This is a genomic window from Mucilaginibacter tolerans (assembly GCF_030519375.1).
GTDB lineage: Bacteria > Bacteroidota > Bacteroidia > Sphingobacteriales > Sphingobacteriaceae > Mucilaginibacter.
Genome location: NZ_JAUMKB010000024.1, coordinates 21856 through 47743 on the forward strand (window position 1 = coordinate 21856; position 25888 = coordinate 47743).

At 43.5% G+C, this 25888-nt stretch carries 8 protein-coding genes; all 8 read right to left on the reverse strand.

Annotated elements, in window-relative coordinates:
• Positions 1 to 304 precede the first annotated feature (304 nt).
• Genes Q3A68_RS21680 through Q3A68_RS21715 form a run of 8 tightly spaced genes read right to left on the reverse strand, consistent with a single transcriptional unit; the run spans position 305 to position 25364 of the window.
• The gene (locus Q3A68_RS21680; RefSeq protein ID WP_302903238.1) at positions 305 to 880 is read right to left on the reverse strand and encodes a hypothetical protein; all 576 of its coding nucleotides are present in this window, start codon (positions 878 to 880) and stop codon (positions 305 to 307) included.
• Complete coding sequence (locus Q3A68_RS21685) at positions 861 to 10034, reverse strand: AHH domain-containing protein (protein ID WP_302903239.1); 9174 nt, start codon at positions 10032 to 10034, stop codon at positions 861 to 863. Before Q3A68_RS21685 ends, Q3A68_RS21680 begins: the two co-directional genes overlap by 20 nt.
• A 19-nt stretch (positions 10035 to 10053) precedes the next feature.
• The gene (locus Q3A68_RS21690; RefSeq protein WP_302903240.1) at positions 10054 to 10842 is read right to left on the reverse strand and encodes a hypothetical protein; all 789 of its coding nucleotides are present in this window, start codon (positions 10840 to 10842) and stop codon (positions 10054 to 10056) included.
• A 17-nt stretch (positions 10843 to 10859) separates the two neighbouring features.
• Positions 10860 to 18086 (reverse strand): RHS repeat domain-containing protein, encoded by a 7227-nt coding sequence (locus Q3A68_RS21695; protein WP_302903241.1) that lies wholly within the window; start codon positions 18084 to 18086, stop codon positions 10860 to 10862.
• Between the two features lie 17 nt (positions 18087 to 18103).
• On the reverse strand, positions 18104 to 18553 hold the full coding sequence (locus tag Q3A68_RS21700) for a hypothetical protein (protein ID WP_302903242.1): 450 nt from the start codon (positions 18551 to 18553) through the stop codon (positions 18104 to 18106).
• Position 18554: 1 nt separating this feature from the next.
• Complete coding sequence (locus tag Q3A68_RS21705) at positions 18555 to 19631, reverse strand: DUF928 domain-containing protein (RefSeq protein ID WP_302903243.1); 1077 nt, start codon at positions 19629 to 19631, stop codon at positions 18555 to 18557.
• 4 nt (positions 19632 to 19635) lie between these two features.
• Positions 19636 to 22443, reverse strand: coding sequence for a hypothetical protein (locus tag Q3A68_RS21710; RefSeq protein ID WP_302903244.1), 2808 nt, complete (start codon positions 22441 to 22443; stop codon positions 19636 to 19638).
• A complete protein-coding gene (locus Q3A68_RS21715) occupies positions 22443 to 25364 on the reverse strand; it encodes a hypothetical protein (RefSeq protein WP_302903245.1) in 2922 nt (973 codons plus the stop codon). The genes Q3A68_RS21710 and Q3A68_RS21715 overlap by 1 nt, the downstream gene beginning before the upstream one ends.
• Between the last annotated feature and the right edge of the window lie 524 nt (positions 25365 to 25888).

The window sequence follows — 25888 nt, forward strand, 5'->3', positions numbered from 1 at the left end:
GGTTTAAGTGTCCGGCCGGCTGTCAGGTATGCTCCAAAAACCGGCAAAATTTCAACTAGGCTTTTATACGTAATGCTGTATTATTGGGTTCGGTTTTTTTTGAAGATTTTGCAATAAAATTTGGGTGTTACATGTAACAGGTGTAACGATGTGTAACACCCGCAATAGTTAAAAAAATCAATCTTAAATACATGCTACCATTGGTTGTAGTAAGTGATAAGGCTTAGGTTATTATTAATATTTTTTGTCACGAGTACACCACCTCTTTTCCCCTTCGCTGCATACTCGCGCCAGTTGAGGGGGGTTATTTTGAGTATAACTCTTCGAATTTCAGACCTGTAAACTTAAGCTGTTTATACAAAGAATAAAATTCATCTTCAGCGTCTTTAACTCCGCTGTAAGTCAAAATCTCTCCCCGGCTAGTCTCAGGTATTTTAAAGATAGATGATTCCGTTAGTCTACGATGAAAAGCATATTTCAATATTCTCCCCTTAGTTCCATCATCATAGTAATCAAATTTACTATTCTCTTGATCTAAACAGTTTATACATTCCAGCACATTCAACGCATAAAGTCTTTCGCCTCCAACATTTACTGGCAATATCTCTCCTGCCATTTCCAATAACGTAAACAACTCACTGTCGTAAACTTGTTGATCAAAAGCCAGAGCCCCCCCATTGATTTCAAAAAAATTTCCTTTTTTTTCCTTAAGATTATAAACGTACCAATTAGTTTTAATCCAACTCTCATCTTTTTTATTACAGTCAAAAATCACGAATTCAAGCAGATCATCTTCAGGAATATTAGGCATTATCCACTGATAATTGCTAACATCGACAGTTACTCTGTATATTTTAAAATTATTTCGGGAATGTTCCATTTAATATTTCTTGTTTAATTTTATGTAATTCTTGTCTTACAGTTCCAGGTTTTGCATTTAATAACCTATTGTTAATGGCTTGATAATATTTATTCGTGTGAATTGTCGAATGTGTCATTATTGGTAAATTTTCATATTTACTGTTTTTAGGCAAAAATACACCATTATCAGCTTCATTTATATCAATTCCTTCTCTTTTTAATATCATTCTTGCAAGTGCCGCACCTTTGGCTTCGCCAGCAACAATATGGTGAGCTGCAGTATTATCAGGCCTAATAAATCCAGCAGCAATCAGATTAAATGCCAATACAGATGAGCTAGGATCTTTACCAACCAGCTGACTAAATTTGCTATTAGGGTAACGCTCTTTCAAATAAGGGGCATATAATAAATCTTGAGGAGTACCAGCCCCACGACTTAACCTTTCCTTAATTTGATGAATTTCAAACGCACTTAATTGCTCAGGCTTTGTCGTAATTCTTTGATATGGCGGCTTTGTGTCTATACCAGTATTATTTGAGGAAAAAACCAAATAAGCCGTTAATCCAAATGCCTTACCTAATGTTCCTAATATTATCGAACCGCCTCTTCTTTCTGCTTCCTCTTCCATAACTAACTCTCCACTTTCGGTCACTACTGACTTGCTCAAACTTTGTTTAGTAGTTTGTTTAAAAGCTTGATCTACTCCAGCAGCGCTCAACGGTTGAAATGCGTTATATCCCTTGCTACCTGTGCTATAATCAATAGGAATTCCTCCCTCGTTTCCATCAATGTCTATTAACCAAATGGGACTGTTACTTGCAAATTGATATGGTGTTAATTCTGGATATTTCGCACTTAATGGATCCACACTCAAAAACTTACCAACCCTTGGATCATATATCCGCATTCCATAATCCTGTTCGTTGCCTGTTCCTTTTACATCATTGTCATTTTCTTTACCGTTAAAGCCATAGCGGTAACTATTGTTAGCCGCATAAGTCAGGTCAGGCATTAATGAGCCGAATGCATAATATTCCTGTGCGGTAATAACGTCAGGCTGATAGTAATCAATTGTGGTACCATCCGTAGAATGCGCAATGCGTTTGTCGGTCAGCGTCACCATTACATTGCCTAGATAATTGTTTAATTCATATTGTTTTAACCCAAGGGTGCTCCAAATTGCGGTTGCATTGTTATCAGCCAAATTCATATTTGGCATCCACATGCCTATTCTGTTGCTACCATATAGATGTTGTTCGCGCCAGTTTATCTGGCTATTTTTATTATCGTATACCGCCAACGTATGCCCCTGTGCATCACGCACATAGTAAGTTGTAACCCCTCCCGAGGTTTTGGCAACTCTGTATTGTGCTGGATCGTACGTATAAAAAATGGTTCCCTGGGCATTGGTCTGGCTTTGTATTTTGCCATATACGCTCCAGTTAATATTACTTACGCCTGCCTGCACATCAGCGGTTATGTTGCCTATAGCATCATAGGTATAATTATTAGTTGATTGGTTACGCATGTCACCTACATAACCAGTACTTGGCGTTGCAGAATCATTTACAGAGTTCAGCATATTATTGATTAGCTTACCATTAGCATCCCTGTTGTAGTTATAGGTCAGGTTATCCATCGTCAGCGGCTTGCCGTTGCTGGTATTGCCGTTACGAACACTACTCAGAATATTACCATTGCCGTCAAGAGTAAAGCTTTCCTTGTAATTTTGGGTGGCTGCAAGTGATGATAAACCCGCCCCGGTTGCCGTATATTCAGCTGTACTGGCAATCCGGTTCAACTGATCGTACTGGTAAGTATGATAATAGAACTGGCTTCCCAGTTGCGGAATGTTCATGGATACCGCACTGATATTACTGTTATACAGCGGCTTAAATGTGCTGATTGTAGGTACACCTGTTTCAAAAGGTTGTTTAGCGGTATTGATCGGCTTATAGTCATTAGCATAGTAATACAAGCCATAGCCATAAGCATCCTGCCCGATGTTGTTGGTGCCATCGGTGCCCATGTCGGTGGTACTACCTGTTACGGTACTATTCACACCCTTTAACCAGCCTTGCAGTGTGTAGGCATAGTCAACACCCTGCACTTTGGCGTTGATGTCGCCCAGTTCCATGCGCGCAAGCGGCCCGTGCAGGTAGTACTGGTAGCTAGCATCCATGCGTTTCTGCGTCTGATCCAGCGTACTACCCACGCCATAAGATACCACATTGGCAACCGGGCTGCTCCAGGCTTCGGTAATACGGTTATCGGCATCATAATTATACTGGTAGTAGAACTGATCAGCCTGCCCTGTCTGGTATCCTACAAAGTTTACCTTCCCGCTGATCAGATCATACTCGTAGTTGATCTGCTTCAGTCCAAGCCCTGATATCTGCTGGTACAGTGTTTTCACGTTACCGTCGATATCATAATCATAGTATGTGGCCTGCTTCACTACCCCTGTTCCGGTGTTCTGGTAGGTAGTTGCCGCCACGCGCTTGTGCAGGTTATTTTGCGTTGTTATACTTTGTATACCATTAGTTGCCGGTGCTGCTGCATCATAATAGGTGTGCGTCACCTGGCTGTTGGTCCCGGTTGCATTAAATGAAGTAATTGTTGCATCGGCAAGGTAATCCGGCACTCCTAAATTCACGGCCTGCTGGTTCTTCTCTCCCACTTCAATAGCACGGCCGAGTATATCATAAGTGGTATAGCTGTAATTCTGGCTTGCTAATTGCCTATCATTCTGCGATATATTCAAGCGGCTCATCAAATCATACCAAAAACGGTTTGTACCGCCATCGGGGCTTTGCAGCGTGGTTACCTGGTTGGTGGCGTTATAGGCATAATTAGTTTGTAGCCCGTGTACCGGGTATACATTTATTAGCTGCGTTTCATTGGTGCTGTTATCGGCTATGGTGGTCGGGCCGCCTGCTACAGGCACATTGAACCTGAACCAGCCTATATCGGGCGTGTTTGCTGGCATAAAGCAGGTATTGGTGGCATTGGCTGTAATAACAGCGGTACTTAAAGGCTGGCTGTACAGGCGCAGGTGTTTTATCGTGGCCAGGTTGTCAGGCATTAGGATATTGCCACTGGGATCTGTAGTAATGGAAAATCCCGGACCAATAGTGGTATTGGTATGAGTTACCGTAAGGGCAACCCCGTTCAGGTAGATTTGTGCCGTTCCGGATGAGCCTAGTGATGATCCCTGGAATACAAAATGCGTAAACGGACGCAATGGCACCATCGCCGAAATGTCCGCACGGTAATGCGTCGACCCGGATGCCAGCGTTATGTTGTTGCTTCCGCTGCTAGTCAACGGGTAAACATCTACCCCCAGCTGGGTTCCGCTGATCACTACCTGCATCAGGTATTTATTATCAGGCGTTGCCTCAATAAACTGGTTGTTTATGCTGCCGTCATCATACAGCCACATTTCTACCGCGCCTGTTGAGCCGGCCAAAGTGCCGGACAGAGAAATTAACGCCGCTGTTTTATCAGAATTTGTGGTTGGGCCGGTATAGGTACAGGCCGAAGCATCGTTGTTACGCACCGCTTCTACCCTGGCCACATCTGCATCGCTAAGCAAGGTTACGCCTTCAGGCGGTATGGTACGCACCAGGTTATCGGCCTGGTCATAATAATATAAAGTATAGTGATATATCTGCTGCGGAGCATTTAGCGTAGCCGCCGCCTTTGCAGCCGAACAGGTGCTGGCATAGCTGGCCCTAAACAATTCCCTTTGCTGGTTGATGTATACAGAATAGTCATTCAGCCCGTTACCTACAGCTGCCGCCTCCTGCTCAGTGATGCACGAGAACAAATCCACGTTAAATGTTGGTGCTGCTTGATTGCACAGCATCGCAGCAGAGTTTGTTATAAGGGCCGTTTCATAATCCTGGTACTGGGTATAATATAAGGTCAGTCCCCAGCGCTGGTTCATGAAGGTGGTAAAAATATTCTCGTAATTAGGATCGCCTGTCGTTAAAGTTCCTGCAAATTGATTAGTGAAATCTGTCTTCGCGGCATCATAATCAGACTTCGCGATACATCCGTGCCCGGTCGGGTCAAGAAATGGCGGCAGTGTAACGTCGCTTGCCAGGATAAAGCGGCATTGATTGCAGGAGTTTTGCAATACCGTCAAATCATTTGACGTCAAGGTCATGGCGCTGCCATAGGTTTGACTCAGATAGGCAAATAAAGTCAGCGAAGTACCATGGGCGCTGTTATAGGAATTACAGGCCGATTGGAATTGGGTCAACAGGCTGCAAATATCAGCGGTACTATTACTGATAGAGCGCGGCCCGGTTTGCATTGCTGGCGAATACGGGTAAGGTGAGCTGATCAGCCATGGATTCAATAAACTAGTAAAGTTCGACAGGCCCAATACACCCTTGATAGCATCGCCAAATGAAGTGTAGCCGCTGGCGGTTACCTTGCCCGGTGGCGTGGTGCTGGCGCCGAAAGGATGGTTAAAGTCTCCACCCATTGAGGCCACTTCAATCAGTTTCGCTTTAAGCGTATTGATAGTCGTTTGGTCATAATTACCCTGCACCAATCCGGCATTAAGAGCAGCTATCCAGCTGTCGGCCGCTGAAGTGACAGAAGCCGTTGCCTGCGCACTCATTTGGTTCAGCGCCTGTTGCGGAGTTGTTGCAGCGCTTGATCCGGCATTTGATGGTATGGTATAATCAGGGAAGCGCGGTATCTTGGTTAGCAACGCTGCTGAACAGGTAGATGCAGCAGTGTCGTAAACATTGTCAAATACCCAAACATTCTGATAATTGATGCTTGTACCGGAAGCTGTTTGTATTGTCAGACAGCTGTAGAATGTAGATGTCGTAGTCACCGTCTGGCCTGCTGCATTCTGGCCGGTAAACGCGGGCGGACTGCCCGCAGTTCCGGAAAGAACTGTCAGCAGGTGTCGGCTTGGATAGGTACCCGACAGGTAAGCATTACTACCTTGGTTGCCGGCAACCTGCAGGGTAACCGGACTAGAACAGGTTACACCGGATGCCAGGCTGTTAAAGTTCCATATCTCTTCGATACTACCCTCCCGGTGCCCTAAAGCCATTTGACTACTGTTAACGCTATAAACTGTGTACACCACACGGTTATTCCCAATTAGCGCCATATGGCAGTTATCATCTATTGACCATGTGCCCGTATAATTATGCAGAGGCGATACCACATTAAAGGTATTATCTTGGTTAATGGAGAGCGTACCATTAAAGAATGAGCTGTTGTCAGGTGTGATAGTAGATGTCGACGTTACCGTATTGCCGGCATCATATGTTTTTTGTACAATCTGGTTATTTGTCCAGGCACTGAATACCAATGGGTTAGCCTGGCATCCTGTGCAAACAACAGAAAGCACTACAATGCTCTGTGGCGGTAAATTAGCGGGCAAACAGAAGTTCTGCATAATAGATCCTTGTGGAAATTGCAGTACAGTCTGGTAACTGCCGTCTGCAGTACCTACGGTTACCGTTGTTGCCGCTGCAAGTTTGCCGGTGTTGCATGTTACCGTCATTAGCGTAGTGCCGGAATTCGGGGCGGTAATAGTCCCGCTGCCACCATCGGCCAGAGTACGGCCCGCCAGTGACTTGTTTGCAGACACAGTTGCAGCTTTGGTATTTGCCGGTTTTCCGCTATTGATCATAGAGGCCCCGGCAAGGTTGCTACTCGCCAGTTTCCCCTGACCACCTTGTGATTTTACCAGGTTATTTCCTGTCAGGGTTTTACCTGCATTTTTTGCTGCATCAAGGGGGCCGCCATCACCAGGGTCTGGTGGTGTTACTACCGGAGGTGTACAGGTTACCGTCGGGGTACCATCAGCTGATGAATAAGTATTGATAGAGAAATCGGTATTTGCAGGGCAGCTGCTATTGTTTAATATCGTGATTGGCGTCCCGATCTGACATTGATTTGCGCAGGTAGTAGTTGCACGCAATTTGTCATAGTATTTTTGCTTGAGGTCAAAATAAAACTCCTTGTACAATGACCATTCACGATCCGGCACACGGCAAGCCGCCGATGGGGTACAGTTATCCCAGTTTGTACCGTTAGGATCATTCTGTGCATTGGTATTTGCCGCAGGATCGGCGCAATACAGCATGTAATCTATTAATTGAACCAGGTCTTTAGGTGAAGCCGCCGTGTAATTGCCGACATTGCGGCTGTAGTTTTGCAGATCGTTCTGAAAATCGGTGCTATAGGCTGCCCCGGCACCGCCTGACTTAAAGAATGGGTCGGCCGCTACCAACCAGGCAGCATTGGTATAGTCATAATGTAGCCCCCCGGATGCACCCTGAATGGTCGGTATCGCAGCGGCAGTTGTCACATTATCCTGCACTTGTTGATCCCATGCCTCGTAAGTGGCGTTATTTTGGCAAAACTGGAGCTTGCAGGATTCCGGATGGAACGGCAGAAATTTTTCGGCCCAGCTATCTTTCCAATATTGCACGAGTTGCAGCAATGTAAAGGCCGAATCATATGGTGATGTTACGGTCCCGTCCGGCAATGTGATTTCCTCGGCAATATAGGCCGAATCGGTCGATGCCTTCACCGGGAATACAGTACGCCAGTTATTACTAATAACATTGATTTGAGGCTCTAAGGCAGCTCCGGTAGTATTGTCAAAAAGTGCATATTGTCCACCAGGTGAAACGTCCTGTAGCATCGCACTCTCATATTGATCGCAGGGTGCTGACGCGCTACTGACGGCGCAGGTTGCCTGCATCGCATCGCAATAAGCTTTTAACTGATCATATTCATTGCTGAGCCATGTCTGGAAAGGCACTCCTGCTATACTATTTGCATCCACCCCGAGTGCCAGCAACTTATTGGTGAAAAGTTGTGTAAAACTATCTTTCGTTCCCAGGGTCTGTTCATTTGTTGAACAATCGCTCAGGCACGATTTAAGGTCCATGCTTTGTATATAAGGGAAGATAAAATCAAAAGATTTTTTCAGGTTACCATCCTGTTGTCCCTGTGTTACAAACTGATCAACATAATTTTCCATTACCGTCTTGCTGAAGGCAAGGTCGAAGGTGACATAATACTCACCAATTGCCGGAAAATTCAGATTGAGCGTACCGGTTTGCTGTCCGGTTGCGTTGCAGTCAGAGGTCGCTGAGCCTACCTGTATAGGTGTCGTCGTTGTATAAATTGATGCATTACAATCGTTTCTTACCGTTATCGTAAGGTCATAATAGCAATTGCTGCATAACGGCGCTACACCTCCCGAATAATGGTCAATTAGTTTATCGATGCTATAAGACAGCGTTGCGTCGCCTGAAACCGAGGCAAGGTACGTTGTTGTGGCAGTTATTTTGAGAGCTGAACTATTAAATACGAATTTATCCGGATCGAGCAGATTGGTCGTCTTGTTAACCACTGGTGTTTGTGATGGCAAAGCAGTCATGCCTGAAGGTGCACCGCCAGTTAATGCTGTCGCAATAGTTTTCCCGCTGGCATTAAGATAGCTGATGCTGATCTGTCCGTTAGGATCAACCACCATATTTTTCATATAATGGCTGGCAAATCCCACGTCATTCCCAAATAACTGATCGAGTTCCCATTGTTCAGGTTTGCCATAAAAATATTTTGTCGTATTACTTGGAAAAGAGCTACCAGGCTGAAAAGCCTTACCTATGCCGCCCTGCAATTTTATGCGCCCTGTATTATCCGCAGTGTAAGAGGTTACAGACAATGGATATCCTTCTGCATCCGGGATATAACTATTGTAAGACTTATCATTTATGAATGCATTTTGCGCTGAATAATATTTAGATGCTCCTGAATTTGTATTTAAAGGGTCAGGCACCACTTCACATGTTCCACCAGTACCGGTTACATTCGATGCGCTATATGGAGTATTTGCACTGTTAACATTGTAATTCTGAATGTAGCGCAAATAAGGTGCAACGCCCGAAGATTCTTTAAAAGGTGCAGGCAATATACTCGCTGTCGCCCTCCCGAATTCATCATATACATTTTCTTGTACAACGGGTACATTATCAGAGTTGTTAATAGTCACCGTCTGCCTTCCGCGCAGTGTACCATCAAAATAACTGACAACCTCTTTTTTCTTTCCCTCCTCTGCAAAAGCAGCCGAATACTGCCAGTTAAGATTTTGCTGATGCCAATTAATGGACCATATAGCATATTGTCCGTTGTCCAGTGTATAGTTCCAATCACCAAGCAATCTGATACCATCTGTACTATATTGAACTTGGCGCATCCGCACAAGCACATAATCATCATTATATGGAAGCGAAAGCAAATAATTCTGCCCGGCTATTGTTACCCGTGTAGCATTGTTCAGGAAAATGTGGTTCAAAGTAGCAGGATCAACCGTACCTGCTGTCCCGGCAGCCATCTGACGAATAATGTTGATGTTATCATTTCCTGCATCGGCAGTTGTCCACTCAACATCATACTCGGCTCCTGGTACGATCTGCCATGTCAATTGCAACTGATTTGACGTATTGACCAGACCGGTACTACCGGCAGACAGACCATCAGCCAGTAAAGATTGTTTTGTGCTTGACAATAAACTGGATTTCAGCGATGGTGATGAAGTTTTTTTTGTAGTTCCTGAACTCGCCGAATTTTTGACCAGTTGCGCGTTTGGTCTGACCTTTACATGTGGATCGAAATGATATGTCCGGTCAATCACAATCTGGTTCGATAGTAATAAAGCCGCTGGCAGATCATTGCCAAATTCGGGACTATAAATGTTTTCTACGGTCACCTTTACCCAATAGGCTCCGGTAAAGGTGTAATTATCTACTATTTTATACGTTGCATTTTTTTTAGACGAATAATTAATTTTCAAAGTCGCCTTCTTTACCTCGGGCACCTGCTGTTGAGGATTGGTCAGATATTCAATTTTTAAATAAACTGTACAGCTAAAATCCTTTTTGATGAACGCCTGGTCTGTTACCCGGAAGGATATCGAGTTCTTGACCGAAATATTGGTGATATCACTCCAGTTGAATTTAGAGTTTTTGAATTTCTCGTCCTTCACCAATAAAGTATCGTTTCTTTTTACTTTACCCTTGATGAAATTCTCATAGGGCTCAATGCCCGCAAAGGCCTTGAGCCAGGAACTGCCTGTTAACAAGGCTGTAAGCAGCAAAAAATATAAAAATCTCTTCATTGGGTTCAGGTTTGTGATATTACAGTAGTATCAATTCGTAGTTCGCGTATTTATTTTTCAGATGCCGATTTCCATCGGTTGCCGTAATTACATCATGCAGGCGAGGATAATGACCAAGGTGACTGTTGTCTTCTATCCCTTTTATCGAGACAGAAATTACCCGGTCTTTTTCCTTATTTAGCGGATCAGCAATATCGCTGAAGCGGGTATATAACTTCTGCAGCTTGCCTGAGATGGTATCATAAGTCATTGACAGTTCTTTACATGTGATATGAGTATTATTTAATAGAGATATTTTCTTACCTCCCCCTTCGTTAGCGCCTACCAGGTCATAATCTTCATATCTAAGGTTCTTTTCGATAGTTGCCAGGTTAGTCACGGGTGATTGAACAACCATATCATTATGAGAAAGGACAATCTTATTCTGTTCATGCTGAATGAACAGATTTACCCCGTCCTCATGTATCGTTTCAGTATTTCCCATACGATAATAAAAATCCTTCCCAGACCTGCTAAACAAGAATTCCAGATTATGTACAGATGCGGTGGTGTCTCCGCCATCGTCCACGTTAATAATACCGGAATAGGTGCATTGCTGCTTATTAAAATCGAGCTGAGCAGCCAGTTGTTCTAGCTGTCTAAGCAATGCAGGATCGTAATTATGTTCTTTTTTCTTTCCATCCGTTACCTGGTGTCTCATTGTCTGCAGGGGCTGTTGTAAATGACGATAGGTCATTGCCCAGGTGAACAAAGCACCAGTAGAAATAACGATTATCAGTATCAGCTTTTTAATATTCTTATTCATCATTTTCATAGCATATTGTATTAGGGCTGTCTTTTATAAGATGAGCGACTTTCTTTCAGGGTCATCACACCACGTTCGGTCTCTTTCTTCACACGTATGAGTAACCCCTCATCATCATACTCATAAAAAGTTGCGAAACCGTTCTCATCTAATTCTGCCATCAGACGCATGTTCCTGTCATCGTATACATAAGATTTCATCTGGGCATCCACCGGATGTATCCTGATGTCGTCAATATAGATCTGCGAAGAAGAACCAGAACCTGGCGTCAATGAAATTGCATAGGCGCTTCCTGCTGGTATGCTGGTTAGATCGATTGTACCTTCCAGCAGCTTCCAGTCTTCAACCAGTGCCTTACAGGTCAATGTTATCTGTGGCACAGAAGTTGGCGAATATTGGTCGTCTACAGGAATGGTTGGCGGTATGCCTGCGTTCAACTGCAGATAAACATTTTTATCGCTCGGGTGGCCATCTTTCACCCATACATCAATAATATATTTTTTGCCGGGCTGCGGTTCGAAGCCGTTCGGGTAAAGGCCCGCATCTGCGCTGGTTGTTTTAGTATTATATTCGCCGTATTGATTAATACTCAGCAAGTTGTTTGTACTCAGTAATTGACTATGCGCTTTGGTAGTCAGTGTCAGTCCATTCGTTGGCAGGGCCACGCTATATCTGCCGGAATGTGACTCGGTAGTGACCACCGCTGAGCTAATACTATTTGTATTTGTTACTTTAAACTCGTTTGAACGTAAAGTATTAAAACCTGTACCCGGAGAAAAGCGGGTATCTTCAAAAGCTGTATTATAAATTTCCCGGCTCATGGCGTTTGATGCTACAGCAATTGGTAGTTCACCATTGAAGCCAAAGGCGGCCGCACTAAATCTTCCTAATGCATCTTTATTTTCAATTTGCTGTCCATAACGGTCGTAACCTGTTATCGTGTTAGCAGTTACCCAGCGTGCACGGTTACCCAGGTTGTCGGTCTGCCACGCATATTGTGGTGGAGGGGCAGGGATACCAATCAGACTGGTTGTGCTGAATACCGGTGTTCCGCTTCCATCTGCACTGGTATAGATTTCCATGCCTATGGCGCCAGGAAAACTGCTGTTGTTATTAGTCGCCTGCAGGGTAAGGTGGTGGGTGCCAGCCGTTAGTGTCATCGGATACCAGCACCATAGTGTATTTGGCCGCTGTGGCAAAGTAGTGCCATCTATGGAATAAACGAAATTATCATCGCCTGAATAACCGAAATAGTACTCCCCTGCTCCGGATGTGAATGTCCCGACTGCTGTCACCTGATGGCCCAATTGCTGTGTCGTGACCGGCACAGGCCATATACCCGATCTATCTAAAGCACCTTGCATTCTGCTTACCAGGGAGCCACTTGTTAAAACCTGATCCTGTGCGCCTGGTATGTCGCCCCCAAAAGAATACACGCCACTGCTGCCACGCGATGACAGTGGCACTGCCTGTCCGAAGGTAACCGTATTGACCGGCACGGTTGAGGGTATCACGTCATAATACCAATATGAAGAGAAGTTATTGATATAGCCTGCATTTCTTACATCTACACCTTTCACAGACGGATCGGTATTATAGTGCCGGCTCTGCTGGAAAACATTACTTGCTATCTCGCGCCAATTACCAAGGAATCCTCTGACATATGGATTGATATGGTAACGGTAATCGTAGGTATGAATATCATTCAGGTTAGCAAGGTTCCCGGTAGAGAATACTAGCTGGCTTCGATCGATAAAACCATCTGTTGATGACGTTGGTGTTGTAGAACCAAAGACCATCAGGGTAATATATTGAAGACCACTGCCACTATTTGGCTCGACTAAAGAAATCTGGTGTGAGCCGGCAGTCAGCTGCACTTCAGACACGCCATAATATGTATTTGTCGGTCGTTGCAGCGTAGTGCTATTATCAATGGTATACTGGTAGCTGCCTGCACCGGAATATACGAAATAATACCAACCGGTATAAGGCGCATAGATGGTATGATTGATTGTTACCTGCGGGTTTGATAACTGGCCTGATGCCGTTGTCGGCCATATGGCTGCACCGTACAGGCCTGCTTTACCGAAGCTCACTTCGTCAGTCTGATTGTCGTTACAAGGGAAGAAGCAGGAATTAGGAAAATAATTCACGGCAGCTATGAAATGAACCCCTCCAACAGATACACTTTGATAGGTCGAGGCTGCACCGTTCGGTATTGCGGTATAATCCTGCGGCTGTCCGCTCTGATCCATTCCCCAGCTTTCGTTAAATGCTGTCATCGACGCATTGATCACCTTAAGGCTGGTTTGGTCAGCATTCGACGCTATCTGAAGCTTGTTGTTTACTATCGGATTGTTAAGGCTGACGATGTGCTCGGTGCTGGCATCAAGTATATTCCGGTAGCCTGAACGTGACAGTTTCACTGTTATACCAGTACCAGCAGATAAGTCAACATAACCGCCTTTGATGTCAATCAGTTTTTTGGTAGGCGAACTTTCAGTCGACGGAGATGTCGCCTGGTCTTCAATTACCCAATATTTCGTTACACCTGCAATATTAACAAGTTCGTCACCTGCTTTAAGATAATTCCAATAGGCGCTGTTTATAACACCGTTGGCATCCGTTGTAAAATTTTTCAGGAGCATATTGGCGTTCTGGTATGCTGCACCCATGCCTTTATACACCCAATATGCAGGCAGGTTTGTTGTATATATTGAATTATTTGTATCGTTTCGTTGAGGATTATTAAATTCTGTTTGTGTCCGTGTCACAACAGGGTTTCCGGTGACGCCATCGTATGCCAGGTCTTCTGTAGCGATCACCGAGCCGTTTTGCCTCTTGATCACTTTCTTGACAATACCGTAATACTGGCTAACTTTTACCGCGCAAGCAGAACGAAACAATTTATAATCAGAATCGTCATAACTTGGTTTCACAAAGAATGGGAAGCTAAACCACCCGAGGCCTACCATATCATATCCCGCCTGCAACGAGATCCCCGAGTTTTTGGACTCGAATTCGCGAAAATCGGTAAAGAAGTCAATGTCCCTTCCAATGATTTTACTATTGGACATTGTTCCGTCTGCGTTTACAATGTCTACAGTATTATTCAATTGAAATTTATCAGCGCCAATGGTATCAATCCGGTATTGGTACTCTGTAGACGATATTTCGGCTCCTGACTGATTATAGGTTGTAGCCTTCTTTTCCTTGCCATGCATATCATTCAGGACAAATGAATAGCCCTGAGACATGGTTAATTCGTCGATACTCGTTGCTCCCAGGAATGAGAACTTGTTAACCGGTTTATTATGGATTGGAATAATTGGCAATGCTGTAGCCTGTACCGGGAACTCCTTTGCAGTATAGAACTCATTAACAGTATACCCAGTACGCAATGTCGGATCTGGGTTATGATTCTTATCGAGGTCGGTCACTGTCACCCTACTATAGCCTACTGATGGCGCCGGATAGAAAGATTCCCCGAAAGGTTGTTCCAGATCAAAGAAATCATCGATGGCGCCCTTGAACTTCTCTACATAAGGTACAGGTTGTTTTAATGCATTCTCGTCATTACCAATTGAAGGCTCGTATGCAGCTACTCCACTGCTTATCGTCACACCATTTTCTACTGTTGTATAATCATAAGCCTGGCCATAGCTAGCAGGTTGCGCACCATTATTACCCGACATTGTATCCCAGGTATCACTAATCATAATTTTTTTCACCCGCACGCCCCCACCCAATTTATGGCCATCCTGTTTTACCAACTTTGCAAAACATTTTTCCAGTTGTATGTTGCCTGCAAAGCTCTTCCGGTTTGCTTTATGATAAAAATTCTCCGTCAGTTCGCTAAGGTTACCTATCGCAGATAGTACTGCGCTCACCGCATCGGATACTGCAGACACTAGGTCGCCATCTTTCGTCCTCCGGTCAAAACCAGAATAAGCATACCGGGGATACTCGTCTTTTATTTTCTGCCATGCCGAAAAAATAATCGGGTTGGCTGTTACACCACCGTCTGCGCGGTTCTCAAATATAATTTTGGCGTAACCACCGCTAACCGACACAGATTGAACTTTCGAATAACATGGTATAAAATCGTAATCATAGTCTGGTCCGCCGGAATTGCTGTATGCTGTAGATATCTTTACCGAAAACTTGGTATAGATATAGTCTGCGCCATTCAGGTAATTATTTTTAAACCATGCTGTAGGGTCGCCGGTTACAGTTGTATTTGGTATTTGTACCTTGATACCATGCGCGTCACGTAGAGCTGTCTCCGAAGAGGAGCTGATATCATTACCGCTTTGATCTATGAGTCCTGCAATCCCCGACATTGCCATAGCACGCTTATCCTGCACGTAAGCATAATCGCCCGACTCATAATTGACATTTATATTACCTCCCGTTGGCAGTTGTACTGATGCCAGGTGCCATAACGCTGCATTCTGATCTTCCGTTGCTTTTATTGATGAGTTGTTACCCTGCAAATCCTGCGCCGTGTATGGAAATTCATCATTTTTCATCAAGCCCAGGTTAGCGTCCGGAGACTTGTATACCCCCCAGCGGTCAGTCAGCATATCCCCATAATTAATAGTCTGCCCATTAACACTATTGTTATAGGTAAACTGATATGGAAAATTGGCTCCTTTAGGACTGTTGCCATACTGAAACCACACCTTTTTCAGTGTAAGTTTACCGCCCAGGGCAGGATTGCTATTGAGTCCGTTAGCATTATCTGTGTTGTTAGGTATGCCCCGGCACAGTTCATAGGAATATTCGAACTTTACCACTTTTATAGGTTTAGACATATCCGCTTTTGAGTACAGCCGTATCTCCTTCAGGCACTTCAGTGGATTGCTGGTATCCATGCTGGTCCCTGTAAAGTCGGTTACCCCCATGGCGTCGTTCCTGTTCTGGGTAATAAAGTAGGCGATCTTTGTTTTTGACTCGATAGTTTGGACATAGTACACCTCTTTTTCGCCGTATACAATGCTACCCTTATCATCATCCTTGTCTGCCAGCAAACTTCTGTTCAGGGTCGCTCCGGCAAATGGTGAACGCCATTTATAAGGCGTTGACAGCTTTGAATAATTAAATTTTATTGCAGTTCCAGCATCATCGTCAGATATCCCATCACCTAATCTATCCGCATAATCCGGTGATAAAATCGCGGTTAGCAGAAAACTTGAAGCATATGCTGGTTGCGTCTGGTCATGATAATAATTATCGATACCTTTTTTGTAATTAATAGCCGCCGTTGAGGTGCCCGGATTAGTATAAGCTACGCTAACCAAATTGTTGGTATTAGGAAAAGTATTGTCCGTGCCTTTAACCCCAGCGGTATTAGGAAGCATACTGTACTCGCTTCCCTTTGCACCTATTGCAAAACTATATTCAGTTTGTTTGATGTTGTAAACCGGGATACCGTATACCATGCGTTGCCCTGAGGTCTTTGTCACAGTGATCTCCGAGATATGGTGACGGCGGCGATAGCCTGTTGTATTATCAAAATAACGTGATTCAGAAAGTGATGCAGTTTGCGTCTGGTAAGTTGTCGGTGCCTGAAATGTTGAAGCATCATTGAATGCGTAAGTTTTGATCATTTTATCCAATCCACCTGCAGCAGCTTCTTCGCCCGTCAAGTAAGAAACTGTAGTCGTATTAATCGACCTGTTCATTTTTTTTAATGGGTTGGTCAGGTTCACATTGTTCGAGAACTGCGCATTCGCAGTTTTGCCGCTAATATTTACTGCCAAAGGTTGAATATCCTGCAACTGCGATGTCATATTCGCATCTTCAAGGGTCCTTTCTCCCACCATTTTGAAGTACATATGCTGAGCAGAAGGATTGGCGTAAGAAGCATCCTGGAAGTCGCCTTTACCGATATAGTTATTATTGCTGGTCCATTTGCGGGTAGTATTGGACGAGTTTTGCTTGTACCAGGTGATCCCACCGTGGGCCAGTCCCCAATTCGGTCCAAAGCCAAGATCCGCACCAATTGTGGTCGAGGAATTGTCGTCCTTAACTTCGTTGTCAAAGAATGCGCCTGAGCCACCACGATATAATCTGAACTGCCCTGATCCTTCCTGGCTGGTAAAAGAGAATAAATCAGGTGTAGGTACCGGCACTGCCAGGTTAGGCAGCTCCGGAATTATTGGATTTTCCCCATCACGGATAAAATCCATTGTAGCCGTTTTTTGGCTCTTACCAAGTTCAGCATACATAAAACCGTATGAGGGGTTAGTCATCTGTGTAGAGGCCACCTCTCTCACATTCATATATCCTGTCGCTCCCGGTCCAGCAAAAAAGCCGTTCCATGTACCGCCCACGTCAAGGCTAAAAGAACCATACCTACCCTTGTATGGTACTTGAATTTTTGGCATTACAGGCTCCGTATTGAATGAAATGAAAGACCCGGATATCTCAAATCCGCTTTTCTCTCCTTTTTCACGCACCTGATCTTTACCATCTTTATCTTTATATTTTTCCAGCTTACCAACATCAAATGACGAACCCAATGTTAAGCTTTTTAAGCCAGAGCGGCTATTATAGCCCAATGACGCACTCAGACCGGCATGTTCTACCTTCTCATCATTAATATTCCGTGAAATTCCAAGATTTGCAGAGGGTGAGATGTCCACCCCGCTTGCTGTGCTCGAGTTAATTCCCAAACCTAAACCCGCGGTGAATGGCGTCTCGTTTATGTTACCGAATGAAACACCGACATTTGCTGATACATCGGCTCCGATACCGGTATAATTATCATTAAAAATTCCCAGTCCCAATGAACCTGAGCCTTTAATCAGCTTGCCGATTTGGAATATTTCACCCTTAACCCTTACACGCCCTCCCACAGTTACTTTAGGTTTTGTCCAGTTATTGGCTACAATGTTATCACCAGCCATATCATCAGGCACACCGCGCACCTGGCGGTTGATAGCACCCACGTTTACGTTCCATCCAAGCCCAACCCAGCTTGCCTCATCATCCATACCGGTGCCTGAAGCATAATTGAGGTTGATTGGATATCCGTCAATATCGAGCAGGGGAATATTATATTTAAAGTCACCTGTAAACAGATCAACCATATCCGATACCCCGGCAGGCTGGAATGCAGCCACTTCAGGCTGCGTCGGGCCCGAGGTTAGCGCATGCCCTGTTAAAGGCAGCAACAGGTTAAAAAGCGTCGGCATCAATAACCCTATAGCAATTTTTTTTCTGAATCGTGATAATTTCATATGCGTGAGTTCGCTTGTTACCTGTTTAATATTATTTGATAGGGTTTCCCATCTATATATTTATCTGTGTACACCAACTGCAATTGCCGGTGCTTCATAGCTTTTACAATCCCGAATGAAAGCAGGTATTCATAACACCCGGCAATACCATTATTTACCGGCTGTACCATGTCCGGGCTATAACTGGCCGTTGCAGTACGAAGAACAAAACAACTGTCCATACTGTAGAAAAGTCCAGTCTTTTGATGACCAGTATAATTTTCCATCCATTCTTTACCAGGATATAATCTAATTTTATAAGTAATGGCCGTCGTATCCTCCTTCACAGGCTTTATTTTCATAATCTCCAGTGTAAGGGATTTCCCTTTAACGCTTTGATAGTCCGACATGCCGTCCAGCCATTTCTCTGTTGGCGTGTGGCAGGACGCTAATGTTAATAGGAGTAATACAATACCCGTCGCTTTCATATTAGTCTTTATAGATAAATCTTAAACTTTTCATCGTCCCATCCGGCAACCATAAGGTCATGAGATAGGAATAGCCGTCGATAAACGAATCTGTATTAGCCAGGTCGATCATGATCTTATTCTTACCTGTAGCCAGTGTTATCTTGGGTAGTCCTTTTATTTTCTTTCCCGGATTATTCAGGGTTTCAATCTGGTATTTGAATTTTGTTTCCTTGTAAGGATTTGTAACCGCAAAGCGGATCATACCACTGGCAACATAATAGTTACCGCGGATGAGATCCTCAATATCGCGATAGCCATCATCAGAGATTACCGGATCTTTTTTCTTTTCATTACAATGTTCTTTGAAGGTCCATATCTCGGAGCGGTTGAGTATCGTCTGATCCTTATAGGCTGTTACCTGCCATGCATAGGTTTTGCCATCTTCAAGTTGTGGCGTAACCGCCGGATAGGTTAGTATAGGCGATATAATATGCGACTGGTTGATGATCGGCATATTATAATTCAGGGCTTCTACAGCATTCTGGTCATTTTTTATTTCAGTTAGTACCAACTGGTAAGTCGTGCCCTGTAATGTTGGAATCAATGGCTGCCATGTCAACATCGGCCGCTTATCGCACAATGTATCCCTATCATAAGGTTCAATGAGATGCAGCTGAGCAAAGGGTACGAGGTTGTAGTCGAAACACTGCTCGGAAGGCATCTCACCTCCTGAATAGTTGATTGTAAAGCAATACTCATAGTCTCCCACCGGGAAGTTATGGTCATGACGGACAATTACAGCGATAGGGTTGTTATAAAAATCAAACGCAGCGCTGCGTATAGCCGAAAGGGGTATGGTATTTACACCAGGCATCAGGTTAATTGATGCCGTTCTTACGGTCATTACGGTGCCGCTTTTTCGTTCTGAGATGGTCAACGACAGAGAGCCTGATTTTTTCCCTGAACTATTGATAACCTTACAGTTTAGTAACCCTTCGATATTCCGGCCATTGATTTCAGGTATAAACTGAAAGGTCACCTGGCCAAATGCCTGGCATACTATAAATAATTGCAAAAGGATTATTAACTTCTTCATTCCGTCAATCGATCTTTAAATAATATTTCAATGTTAATTCGCCTCTGCAGGATGGATAGAGATCCGCATACTGCGGCGTCATCAGATTTTTCATAAGATCCATCGAAGCGGTGATGTCATAATGTTTGCTGGCTATCAGCTGCAACCCCTGCTTTACCCCAATTTGCTTGACATATGAAGCATTGCTCAGATAGGTTACGCCGGATGATAACTGAAAGCGCTTAAACAACTGGTACTGATAAATCATATCTGATGTCAGCATATTCCCAAGTAATTGAGATGAGGTCATCTCTTTGTTATAGAAAAGTGTACCTGTCAGCGAGCTTGTTTTAAAGGCCATTGTCTGCACATAAGTAAGATTAAGCAGATTGCTGCCAGCCGCTGACATATAAGTATTCATGAAGCTTTGATCTGCTATACTCGCGCGCGTTGTGGTAACGTATGATCCTATTTTATACGAGTCTGTGAGCCCGACTTCAAATTTTTGCGCATTATACACGGAATTGCTTGTGCCCTGCTGAACCTGTGATGTGCCGTTTGCCGAATATTTAAAATCAAGATTGCAGCGGTTATTTACCTTGTATCTGCTATCGAGTTCTAACCTATAGTTTTTGAATTTATCACTGTTGGTATAACTCAGTGGTGTGCTGCTGTAATCTCCGCGCAGATCAAATACGAGATCATTCTTGTAGAAGCTTTTTTTCAGATCTCCGCCAAACTTCATAGAGGCGCCCGAGTAGCCATTATTCGCAGGGTTCTGATACCCAAGCCCGGCATAATTGAAGTAAACATTATCTGACGCATTCATGCCGGGTATATCGAGGTGATGCCGCACACCTAACGACAGCGACTGGAAAAGATCGTTAGAAAGGTCATAGTTAGCTCCTGCTTTTCGCAACAATAACGTCTCGCTTCCGGGAGAAAAATCTTTGCTGAACAATGTTGCCGATTTGGATGCATCAAATGTCAGATGGCCCACATTTTCTACATTTAGCGATTTGGTGACTGTAAAAGCTACTGAATTACCAGGCAAAGTCGGAACGCCATACTGTAAATTACTGAACTGACTGCTGGATGAGCTAACAACAGATACCTTTACATTGCCAAATACGCTGCGAGGCATTTCAGCGCCTATATAGGTGATATTCTTAGGAAAAAGATAAATAGAGTTATCGAACCCTGCATCCTTCATAGAGTTCATATCATTTAGTGTTCCGAAGCCAACTGTAAAAGGATAATAACCCATTTTCACTGTGAGGTCAGCACCGCTTACCAGTCGGCTTTGCCCATCTTCTGTTGCCCCGGGCAAAGTGGTACCAAATGATCCGACATGTAAGCCCCTGATGCCTCCAAACATTGACTGTAATGCATTAGCCGGTCTCTTCTCAAACAGATTCAATGCTGCTTCCGAAGAATTAAATCCTGAGGAAGTCTTTCCCGACAGGTAGTTTTCCTCAAGTATCAATGTTGCGGGGTCTAAACCTTTGGATGTTATTTTCTTATTGATGGCTGTAATGACATTTTCCAAGCTATCCGCCTTACGTATATTAGCTTGTTTTTCTGCTTCTGACAGTTCAGTAACCTTACCCGAACTGTCTGGTAAAGCTTTATTTTTTTCATCAGCAATTGCCCGAAGCTTTGAATGAAGTTCACTTTTGCTCATGGTTATCAATCCCTGAAGTTTTTCCGGGTCGGATACGAGGTTAGAGAAAGGAGAACTTTTCAAGCCTGAAACATCACCGCGAAGTGACTGAACTTGATTTGTGATGGTTTGCCTTACATAATCGGTAAAATTAAAACCCTGAAAGGCGGTGTTTTTTAAATCTGAATATTGTTGCAGTTGATTCTTTAACAAGCCGGCATATGAAGCCGGATTAAAACCAAACTTGAATAAACTGGCACCAGCAAAGGGACTTTGGCCATTAAAGGCCGCCTGATTATTTGAGATATTTAAATTCAAAGGGACGCCCATTACCATCAACGTCCCCCGCATGCCTATAACTTCCTGAAATTTGCTTCCATTAGGTATTAATTGTATCGGATTATATTGCACATCATTTTCGAGGGCAAAATTTGCTGAAAAAGTGCTGTTTGGTAACGATTTAAAATTCTTAGAGATGGCATCATTAATAGGTTTCATATTAGAGAATGCCTGACCAACTAATGCTGATCGTACATTCAACAAACGCGATGCACTGCTATCTAAAAGCCCTTTTGAGCTACTTATTTTTGATGTCAGGCCGCTCGAATTTATTGGCAGTGATGATATTGAAGGAGAGATCTTAGAAATGCCAGTAGTTAATTGATTTTTTACTGCTGCCGGATTCATTGCCTGTCCGGGTACCGGATTACTCAAAACATTCGGAACAGATGGCGTACCAGATGGTACTTTAAGTGCCGATGCATTTTGCCCCGTGGTGATAATACCGGTTGGATTAGGAAGCGTCTGGATACCGGGTAAAGAGGGCAATTGCAAGTTCGCCGTATTGGGTAAGCCTGGCGTTTTCAGACTGTTATTTGCCCCAAAACCCAGTGATTTAGCACGCGATGCCATTAGTTTATCCAACTGGCTTTTATGGACTGAGGCTGTATCGGTCGATAAAGCTTTCGCATATGAACGGGTGCTTTCCCATCCCCTCGCCCATTTGAATGGATCTTCAAGAAAATTATGGGCCAGGCTATTTCTAACTAACGAGTCAACTACAGCTTTCTGCTTTTGCTGCCCAACTGGACTTTGTGCATATAACTTTGAACTACATGCAATCAGCAGAAGCAAAGTCGAGAACCTGTAAATAATGTTTCTTGCTTCCATTAGTTTAATGAGATTAAGAGATCAAACCTGTCACCAAAACTGCTTTTGTTTGCCTTATCTATAGTGAATACATACCTGGGCTGTAGCCTTAAATCGACAACACTCCCTTTAATTTTATCTTTAAGTATGATATGATAATTAGCGGGTATGTTCTTAATAGCTGATGCCCGAAGAACATAGGTCCCACTTTCAACAGCATTAGTATATAAACCTATGGATATAGACCGCGCAGGTAATGGCAGCGTGTTTATCGCTAATGGGGTGTGGTTACTTGAGTAGCTAGACAGCATAACCTTGGCTTCATCTGTGCCGCCCAAATCATAAGCATCTTCAGCCGGATTATATTTATTTTGCGCCGCCGCATCAAACCTGATGAGTATATCATCATCACGAACGGTATCATCAACCGCATGAAGTTTCAGCCTGATATTTTGCTCTGGCGCTATATTTACAGAAACTGGTTTAGCACTTAACGAAGTCAGCTGAGATTTAGGTAACACTTTAGCTGGATTTGCCACATTGCGTGCAGAAGCAGTCTTTACGGTAAACTTAGACGAACTGATAACGGACGCGCCTGATTTGGCAGTCATTAACACTTGCCTATTACCGGCAACCGCAAAAGTTCCTACTGAACCACTAGCAGCAGCATCCGGGTCGAATTTGGCTGTTTCCCGGAACAATAAGGTAGCTGCATGAGGATTATTAGGTACTGTATCATTCACCAAAACATCAAAACCGTATCCGCTCTGTATAATATTTGTGGCAATACCAGTCCCAGCGTATACTTGTGTTCTGTCATGCGATGGCGTTGCCTTATAGGTACTGTATTGTGAGCTAGCGGGATTAATTATATAAATCGTTGTGTTTAAATTGGGACCGTATATCGGACTAGTACTGTCTGTAGCACTGAAATTATCCCAATTTATAGGTGCAGGGTAAGGATTTCCTACCCTATTAGTACCTCTTAATCCCGAATTAGAAATCACAGCTGAATTAGTGTATGACAAGTAGTGATCACTTCTAAACCAGTCTTTTGCCTGTACATCGCCCTGGTTAATAGTTCCAGTATTGGTAAGCGTTACATCCTCCGGATAATTATACGGACTTGTTGTTTTTGTACCGGCAGTAGTTCCATTGTTCAAGACCCGGTTACCTCTGAAAAAGAATAACACACCTGTGGCAACTGGTAGTGTTACAGTTGTGTCAACAACGTATGTCGTAGTAAAGCGCTGCATTGTACCAATCAAATGTGGATCAGCATTATTGATCTGACCAATAGGTTTATTATTTCCGCAAGCAAACGATGAATTACAAACGGCAATATCCTCCCTTAAAAGATATATGGTAGGATTCCCCGCGGCGTCAAATCCACCGCCACTGAGACCGGTAGTATATATACCATTATAATTGTTGGTACCATGTAAGTAACCCATGGCAAAGTTTCTGTCGCCCGATAGTGTCCCGGTATAGTTTACTGGTGAAGAGAATACCCTGTAGCCCCTTGCACTGGTATTATTGAGATAAACACTTCCCTGAATATATTGCTCAACGTTTACCTGACCACTAATACTGCACCCTGAAGCGAGGGCTGCTATGGAAGCATATCCTGTACTGTCTGCTTTTAATGTCAGCGTAGCAGCTGACGCAACCGAAACTGCCGCCGAATTAGACATCCGTATTTTACCGCTGGACATGACCGCAAAATTTCCGGATACTATGCTTTTTGCCCCTGAATTGTTAAATCCAAGCTTCCTGAAAAACGTCCCATTCTGTGTACTGTCTGTTAGCGACTGTGCAGAATTGCCGGAAAACAATGTTGCTCCCGTTCCGACAGTAAATGTTCCGGAATTAAAAAATGTGCCACCGTTAAATGTTGTGGTATTGGCACCGAATGTCACTGTACTCCTATTGCTGAAATTACCACCGACGGTAGTAGTGGTGGTATAAGTATTTAAATCAAGTGCTCCGCCAGTTATATAAAGATTACCACCTATATCCAGATTGTTATTATTGCTGAACCCAACTATTTTATTTCCTGTTCCGGAAACAGAAAGGTTCTGATATAGGTGTGGTAATGAATCAATGACATGAGTCGTGTTGGTATATATCTGTTGATTCCCTCCGCCATATTCTACCGTGCTGGTACCGGTGCCGGAAACGTAATTATAAAAATCAATAGAAGCATAATTAGGGTTGCTAACCGACAAAGCATTGCTGTTTTGAAGTTTCAGTGTAGCATTTTGATTGGAGTTGATATTTATTACAAATTTTGAGAGTGGTTTATCTCCTGAAAAAGCTGGGAGATAAGCCGGTGAAATATTTGTTGTCGTAATGGTTCCGTTTATTGTCAATACCCCCCCCTCAAGAGAAAAAGTACTGTTGTTATGGGCAAGTCCGCCCGATAGCAGATCGATACTTGACGACTTGATGATTAAATTTCCGGTAATCGTAAGTGCTGCGACATTGGATTGAAAAACAGTTGCCTTATTCCGTACCAACTTTGGCATTATAACATTCCCCACTACTAGGGAAGCGCAGGTTACGCTCCCTGCTCCGGTCAATGTAACTAATGGTGCGATGTCACTATCGCTATGCTGTTCTACGATATTACCAGTGACCTGCAACAAAAAACCAGAAGCAACGGTAAGTGAAACAGGTGCACTTCCGCCGAAAGTAATACTTCCAACCTGAACATTACTGCTGATAACGGGTTGATTCGCACCATTAAAAGTGATGACACCTATTTGAACGTTATCAGTTGCGCCTGGTACTGAGTTTGTGCTCCAATTAGAGGCTGTCGCCCAATCAGAACTGGTTGTACCTGTCCAGTTAATAGCAGATTGCCCATAAGACAATGATGCACATGCTACCTGAAGGAACAGAACAATGATATAGCGGAATAATGCCCGTGTAATCACCATAGGGAAAAATCAAAAATGTAAGTGGATGAATTTGTATCAGCAAACTGAGCTGATGGTCACAGCAAAAAGATTCGACTCAGAACCTTGATCTGGACAAAAACCTACAATGATGTCGCTTGGATTGTGAAAAAGGATAAAGGTAAATTTGTTCCATAGTAATAAGGAATTAAGGTTGAGTAATACGTCCTTATACGGAAGACTTTATCCAGGGTTTCAAAAAAAAGTTCAAAATATTTTTGACCAGTTGCTGTGCAACTTGAAGAGTTAAAAAGAAACGAGGAAACACTATATATCGCTAAATTTGATTATATCGCTTTATTTCTGCTGCTTTGTTTTTTTTCGGAATATATCAATTCAGAGGTTGGCTAAAATAGGATAAGACCTGCCCAAACTGACAAGCGTACGTGGCTCCAGCAAGGTGTACCCTTGACTAGGTTAGATTATTTGCTTACGCTTAGAATATTTACTACAGTGCTTTAACAAATGATTGTTAGGCTAAGAATTTTACCAAGACTTATATACGG